The organism is Escherichia sp. TW14182, assembly GCF_000208525.1.
GTDB lineage: Bacteria > Pseudomonadota > Gammaproteobacteria > Enterobacterales > Enterobacteriaceae > Escherichia > Escherichia ruysiae.
Genome location: NZ_AEJZ01000078.1, coordinates 1 through 6,728, shown reverse-complemented (window position 1 = coordinate 6,728; position 6,728 = coordinate 1). Strand labels below are relative to the sequence as shown.

Sequence of the window (6,728 nt, the reverse complement as noted above, 5' to 3'; positions counted from 1 at the left end):
GCTGGCACCGACCAGCAGCACCACCGCCACGCTGGTTATGGGCGATGCGCTCGCCGTCGCTCTGTTAAAAGCGCGCGGCTTTACCGCCGAAGATTTTGCGCTCTCACATCCCGGCGGCGCACTGGGTCGTAAACTTCTACTGCGCGTAAACGATATTATGCATACGGGTGATGAAATCCCGCATGTCAAAAAAACCGCCAGCCTGCGCGATGCATTACTGGAAGTTACCCGCAAAAATCTTGGTATGACCGTCATTTGCGATGACAATATGATGATTGAAGGCATCTTTACCGACGGTGATTTACGCCGTGTCTTCGATATGGGCGTGGATGTCCGTCAATTAAGTATTGCCGATGTGATGACGCCGGGGGGAATTCGCGTACGCCCTGGCATTCTGGCCGTTGAGGCACTGAACTTAATGCAGTCCCGCCATATCACCTCCGTAATGGTTGCCGATGGCGACCATTTACTCGGTGTGTTACATATGCATGATTTACTGCGTGCTGGCGTAGTGTAAAGATTCAAGGATAAACAACAATGAATAAAGCAGGTGCGTCACTTGAGACCTGTTACGGCCCTGTCAGTGCCGACGTTATGGCAAAAGCAGAAAATATTCGTCTGCTGATCCTTGACGTCGATGGCGTGCTGTCAGATGGCCTGATTTATATGGGCAACAACGGCGAAGAACTTAAAGCGTTCAATGTTCGTGATGGTTATGGCATTCGTTGTGCGCTCACCTCTGATATTGAAGTCGCCATCATTACCGGGCGAAAGGCTAAACTGGTAGAAGATCGCTGTGCCACATTGGGGATTACTCACTTGTATCAGGGGCAGTCGAATAAACTTATCGCCTTTAGCGATCTGCTGGAAAAACTGGCGATCGCCCCGGAAAACGTGGCTTACGTTGGGGATGATCTCATCGACTGGCCGGTAATGGAAAAAGTGGGCCTAAGCGTAGCCGTGGCCGATGCGCATCCGCTGTTGCTCCCGCGCGCCGATTACGTGACTCGCATTGCTGGCGGTCGTGGCGCAGTGCGTGAAGTTTGCGACTTATTACTCCTGGCGCAGGGCAAACTGGATGAAGCCAAAGGGCAATCGATATGAGTAAAGCCAGACGTTGGGTTATCATTGTGCTATCACTGGCGGTTCTGGTGATGATCGGCATTAACATGACCGAGAAAGACGATACCGCCCAGGTGGTCGTCAACAACAATGATCCCACCTACAAAAGCGAGCATACGGACACGCTCGTCTATAACCCAGAAGGGGCGCTAAGCTATCGATTGATTGCTCAACACGTTGAATATTATTCCGATCAGGCCGTTTCGTGGTTTACGCAACCGGTACTTACTACGTTTGATAAGGATAAAATCCCGACATGGTCCGTAAAAGCGGATAAAGCCAAGCTGACTAATGATCGGATGCTCTATTTATATGGACACGTTGAAGTCAACGCACTCGTGCCGGACTCTCAACTTCGCAGAATCACGACGGATAACGCGCAGATCAATCTGGTGACGCAGGATGTTACCTCTGAAGACCTCGTCACGTTATACGGAACAACATTTAACTCCAGCGGTCTGAAAATGCGCGGCAACTTACGCAGCAAGAACGCCGAGCTGATTGAAAAGGTTAGAACATCCTATGAAATTCAAAACAAACAAACTCAGCCTTAATCTTGTGCTTGCCAGCTCACTTCTGGCCGCCAGTATTCCGGCATTTGCCGTTACCGGAGACACTGACCAGCCGATTCACATTGAGTCGGATCAGCAATCTCTTGATATGCAAGGCAACGTAGTCACCTTCACGGGTAACGTCATCGTTACCCAGGGCACCATCAAAATTAATGCCGATAAAGTGGTCGTTACCCGCCCGGGCGGCGAGCAGGGCAAAGAAGTGATCGATGGCTACGGTAAGCCAGCGACGTTCTATCAAATGCAGGACAACGGTAAACCTGTCGAAGGTCACGCTTCCCAGATGCATTACGAACTGGCGAAAGATTTTGTCGTTCTGACCGGTAATGCTTATCTGCAGCAGGTCGATAGCAATATAAAGGGCGATAAAATCACTTATCTGGTGAAAGAGCAGAAAATGCAGGCCTTCAGCGATAAAGGTAAGCGCGTAACCACCGTTCTGGTGCCGTCGCAGTTGCAGGATAAAAACAACAAAGGCCAGACCCCGGCGCAGAAGAAAGGTAATTAATTCGTTATGGCAACATTAACAGCAAAGAACCTTGCAAAAGCCTATAAGGGTCGCCGCGTGGTGGAAGACGTCAGTCTGACCGTCAACTCCGGAGAAATTGTCGGTCTGCTGGGGCCAAACGGTGCCGGTAAGACCACCACTTTCTACATGGTTGTTGGCATTGTGCCGCGCGATGCAGGCAACATCATTATTGATGATGACGATATCAGCCTGCTGCCATTACACGCGCGCGCGCGTCGCGGTATCGGCTATCTGCCGCAGGAAGCCTCCATTTTCCGCCGCCTCAGCGTTTACGATAACCTGATGGCGGTACTGCAAATTCGTGACGATTTGTCTGCTGAACAACGTGAAGACCGTGCGAACGAGCTGATGGAAGAGTTTCACATTGAGCACCTGCGTGACAGCATGGGGCAATCGCTCTCCGGTGGTGAACGTCGCCGTGTAGAAATTGCCCGCGCACTGGCTGCGAATCCGAAATTTATTCTGCTTGATGAACCGTTTGCCGGGGTTGACCCGATCTCGGTTATCGACATCAAACGCATCATTGAGCACCTGCGCGACAGCGGCCTGGGTGTGCTGATCACCGACCATAACGTGCGTGAAACACTGGCAGTTTGTGAACGCGCTTATATCGTTAGTCAGGGGCATTTGATCGCCCACGGCACACCTACAGAAATCTTACAAGACGAACATGTTAAGCGTGTATACCTTGGGGAAGACTTCAGACTCTGATAGGGTAGAAGCTCGCGACGTTTTAGCAGGAGAGTACGATTCTGAACATGAAGCAAGGTTTGCAACTCAGGCTTAGTCAGCAACTGGCGATGACGCCTCAGCTACAACAGGCAATTCGTCTGTTGCAGCTGTCCACGCTGGAACTTCAACAGGAGCTGCAGCAGGCGCTGGAGAGTAATCCACTGCTTGAGCAAATCGACACTCATGATGAAATCGACACTCACGAAACGCCAGACAGCGAAACGCTGGACACCGCTGACGCGCTCGAACAAAAAGAGATGCCGGAAGAGCTGCCGCTCGACGCCAGTTGGGACACCATCTATACAGCCGGTACGCCGTCCGGCACCAGCGGTGACTACATTGACGACGAACTGCCGGTCTATCAAGGCGAAACGACGCAGACCTTGCAGGATTACCTGATGTGGCAGGTCGAGCTGACACCGTTTTCCGATACTGACCGCGCTATTGCTACCTCTATCGTCGATGCCGTTGATGACACCGGTTATCTGACTGTCCCGCTGGAAGATATTCTCGAAAGTATGGGCGATGAAGAGATCGACATCGACGAAGTTGAAGCCGTCCTTAAGCGGATCCAACGGTTTGATCCGGTCGGTGTGGCGGCGAAAGATCTGCGTGACTGCCTGCTGATCCAACTCTCCCAATTCGATAAGACCACGCCGTGGCTGGAAGAGGCCAGGCTGATCATTAGCGATCATCTCGATCTGTTAGCCAATCACGACTTCCGCACTTTAATGCGCGTCACGCGTCTGAAAGAAGATGTGCTGAAAGAAGCCGTCAATCTGATCCAGTCGCTCGATCCACGCCCCGGCCAGTCGATCCAGACCGGTGAGCCGGAATATGTCATTCCAGATGTGTTGGTGCGTAAGCATAACGGCCACTGGACGGTGGAACTCAACAGCGACAGCATTCCGCGTCTGCAAATCAACCAGCACTACGCCTCGATGTGCAATAACACACGTAACGATGGCGACAGCCAGTTTATCCGCAGCAATCTGCAGGATGCCAAATGGTTGATTAAGAGTCTGGAAAGCCGTAACGATACGCTACTGCGCGTGAGTCGCTGTATTGTTGAACAGCAGCAAGCCTTCTTTGAGCAAGGCGAAGAATATATGAAACCGATGGTACTGGCCGACATCGCCCAGGCCGTCGAAATGCATGAATCGACGATATCTCGCGTGACCACGCAAAAGTACCTGCATAGTCCACGAGGCATTTTTGAACTGAAGTATTTTTTCTCCAGTCACGTCAATACCGAGGGCGGCGGCGAAGCCTCGTCCACGGCGATTCGTGCGCTGGTGAAGAAATTAATCGCGGCGGAAAACCCAGCGAAACCGTTGAGCGACAGCAAGTTAACCTCTTTGCTGTCGGAACAAGGTATCATGGTGGCACGCCGCACTGTTGCGAAATACCGAGAGTCTTTATCCATTCCGCCGTCAAACCAGCGTAAACAGCTCGTTTGACCCAACCGATAAGGAAGACACTATGCAGCTCAACATTACCGGAAATAACGTCGAGATCACCGAGGCCCTGCGCGAATTTGTCACATCAAAATTTGCCAAACTTGAGCAATATTTTGACCGAATCAACCAGGTCTATGTTGTTCTGAAAGTGGAGAAAGTCACCCATACCTCAGATGCAACACTGCATGTAAACGGTGGCGAAATTCATGCCAGCGCGGAAGGTCAGGACATGTATGCTGCCATTGATGGCTTAATTGATAAGCTGGCACGCCAGTTGACCAAGCATAAAGATAAATTGAAACAACACTAATTGTCCGGGCAATTAGCAAGTGCATGGCGGCCTGTTGTGCGACACAACGGGCCATTTGTACAGTTAATGCTCCGAACCTGTCCCACGATTTGAGTGGTCAGGTTCTTAGGTGAAATTATGACAAATAATGATACAACTCTACAGCTTAGCAGTGTTCTTAACAGGGAATGTACGCGAAGCCGCGTCCACTGTCAGAGCAAAAAACGTGCACTGGAAATTATCAGCGAACTGGCTGCGAAACAACTCAGCCTGCCGCCTCAGGTGGTTTTTGAAGCTATTCTGACGCGGGAAAAAATGGGCAGTACCGGTATCGGTAATGGCATTGCCATTCCGCATGGCAAACTGGAAGAAGATACTCTGCGTGCCGTTGGTGTTTTCGTTCAGCTCGAAACGCCTATAGCTTTCGATGCCATCGACAACCAACCGGTGGATTTACTTTTTGCCCTGCTGGTGCCGGCTGACCAAACTAAAACGCACCTGCATACTCTTTCGCTGGTGGCGAAACGTCTGGCGGACAAAACCATCTGCCGCCGTTTACGTGCAGCCCAGAGTGATGAAGAGCTGTATCAAATCATTACGGATACCGAAGGTACTCCGGATGAAGCGTAGTTATTCTGTAATGTCTCTTTTAGACGTTGTGAGGAGAAACAGTACATGGTACTGATGATCGTCAGCGGACGTTCAGGCTCAGGTAAATCTGTCGCCCTGCGTGCGCTGGAAGATATGGGTTTTTACTGCGTGGATAACCTTCCCGTAGTGCTGTTACCCGATCTGGCTCGCACGCTCGCCGATCGCGAGATTTCTGCCGCCGTCAGCATTGATGTTCGTAATATGCCGGAGTCACCAGAAATATTCGAACAGGCGATGAGTAACCTGCCTGATGCTTTCTCACCGCAACTGCTGTTCCTGGATGCCGATCGTAACACCCTGATTCGTCGTTACAGCGATACGCGCCGTCTGCATCCGCTCTCCAGCAAGAACCTGTCGCTGGAAAGTGCTATCGACAAAGAAAGCGATCTGCTGGAGCCACTGCGTTCGCGGGCAGATTTGATTGTCGATACCTCAGAAATGTCCGTTCACGAGTTAGCAGAAATGTTGCGTACCCGTTTGCTGGGTAAACGCGAGCGTGAACTGACGATGGTCTTTGAGTCCTTCGGCTTCAAACACGGTATCCCTATCGATGCCGATTACGTCTTTGATGTGCGCTTCTTGCCGAACCCGCACTGGGATCCGAAACTGCGTCCAATGACAGGTCTTGATAAACCTGTCGCCGCGTTCCTCGACCGCCACACAGAAGTACACAATTTTATCTACCAGACGCGAAGCTACCTTGAACTATGGTTACCTATGCTGGAAACCAACAACCGTAGCTACCTGACGGTCGCCATTGGTTGTACCGGCGGGAAGCACCGTTCGGTGTATATTGCAGAACAGCTGGCAGACTACTTCCGCTCGCGCGGTAAAAACGTCCAGTCACGCCATCGTACGCTGGAAAAACGTAAACCATGACCGTCAAGCAAACTGTTGAAATCACAAACAAGCTGGGCATGCATGCCCGGCCTGCCATGAAACTCTTTGAATTAATGCAGGGTTTTGACGCTGAAGTGCTGTTACGTAATGACGAAGGCACCGAGGCTGAAGCGAACAGCGTTATTGCGCTGCTGATGCTGGACTCAGCCAAAGGACGGCAGATTGAAGTCGAAGCGACCGGTCCACAGGAAGTGGAAGCACTGGCCGCCGTTATCGCCCTCTTTAACTCTGGTTTCGATGAAGATTAATCTTCATAACCCTGACGCTTAATTCCCCCCAGATATACACCTTCAGCCCGTAGGGGTGAAAAAAGTACAAGCGGAAAATGTCCTCATTTTTCGCGACTTGTACATTTTGTGCTCTTTTCTGTACGAACAAAACCTTAAGAAAACCTTAAAAAGTCCTGTTTAGGTTTTGTTTAAGTTAAGTCCTCATACTGGAGATTGGTAAGCGCCCCGAGAAGTACGTAGCGT

Annotated in this window: 10 protein-coding genes; all 10 read left to right on the top strand. The window is 50.9% G+C overall.

Annotation, left to right across the window (positions count from 1 at the left end; translation table 11 throughout):
* Positions 1–517: KpsF/GutQ family sugar-phosphate isomerase (locus EQY_RS0107850; RefSeq protein WP_000631084.1), on the top strand; the 517-nt coding region annotated here is incomplete at its 5' end.
* Positions 518–537: 20 nt separating this feature from the next.
* The gene (gene kdsC / locus EQY_RS0107845; protein ID WP_001030165.1) at positions 538–1,104 is read left to right on the top strand and encodes a 3-deoxy-manno-octulosonate-8-phosphatase KdsC; all 567 of its coding nucleotides are present in this window, start codon (positions 538–540) and stop codon (positions 1,102–1,104) included.
* Positions 1,101–1,676 (top strand): LPS export ABC transporter periplasmic protein LptC, encoded by a 576-nt coding sequence (lptC, locus tag EQY_RS0107840; protein WP_000030542.1) that lies wholly within the window; start codon positions 1,101–1,103, stop codon positions 1,674–1,676. Before kdsC ends, lptC begins: the two co-directional genes overlap by 4 nt.
* Positions 1,645–2,202, top strand: coding sequence for a lipopolysaccharide ABC transporter substrate-binding protein LptA (lptA, locus tag EQY_RS0107835; RefSeq protein WP_000669785.1), 558 nt, complete (start codon positions 1,645–1,647; stop codon positions 2,200–2,202). The genes lptC and lptA overlap by 32 nt, the downstream gene beginning before the upstream one ends.
* A gap of 6 nt (positions 2,203–2,208) precedes the next feature.
* On the top strand, positions 2,209–2,934 hold the full coding sequence (lptB, locus tag EQY_RS0107830) for an LPS export ABC transporter ATP-binding protein (RefSeq protein WP_000224099.1): 726 nt from the start codon (positions 2,209–2,211) through the stop codon (positions 2,932–2,934).
* A 47-nt stretch (positions 2,935–2,981) separates the two neighbouring features.
* The gene (rpoN, locus tag EQY_RS0107825; protein WP_000809026.1) at positions 2,982–4,415 is read left to right on the top strand and encodes an RNA polymerase factor sigma-54; all 1,434 of its coding nucleotides are present in this window, start codon (positions 2,982–2,984) and stop codon (positions 4,413–4,415) included.
* A gap of 22 nt (positions 4,416–4,437) precedes the next feature.
* Positions 4,438–4,725 carry a ribosome hibernation promoting factor gene (gene hpf, locus EQY_RS0107820; protein WP_001176602.1) on the top strand — a complete coding sequence of 96 codons (288 nt, stop codon included), beginning with the start codon at positions 4,438–4,440 and terminating at the stop codon, positions 4,723–4,725.
* A 117-nt stretch (positions 4,726–4,842) separates the two neighbouring features.
* Positions 4,843–5,334: a PTS IIA-like nitrogen regulatory protein PtsN gene (ptsN, locus tag EQY_RS0107815; RefSeq protein ID WP_000183676.1), complete on the top strand. Its 492-nt coding sequence runs from the start codon at positions 4,843–4,845 to the stop codon at positions 5,332–5,334.
* 45 nt (positions 5,335–5,379) lie between these two features.
* Positions 5,380–6,234, top strand: coding sequence for an RNase adapter RapZ (gene rapZ / locus EQY_RS0107810; protein ID WP_000243741.1), 855 nt, complete (start codon positions 5,380–5,382; stop codon positions 6,232–6,234).
* Positions 6,231–6,503: a PTS phosphocarrier protein NPr gene (gene npr, locus EQY_RS0107805; protein ID WP_000216792.1), complete on the top strand. Its 273-nt coding sequence runs from the start codon at positions 6,231–6,233 to the stop codon at positions 6,501–6,503. Before rapZ ends, npr begins: the two co-directional genes overlap by 4 nt.
* The last annotated feature ends 225 nt before the right edge of the window (positions 6,504–6,728 follow it).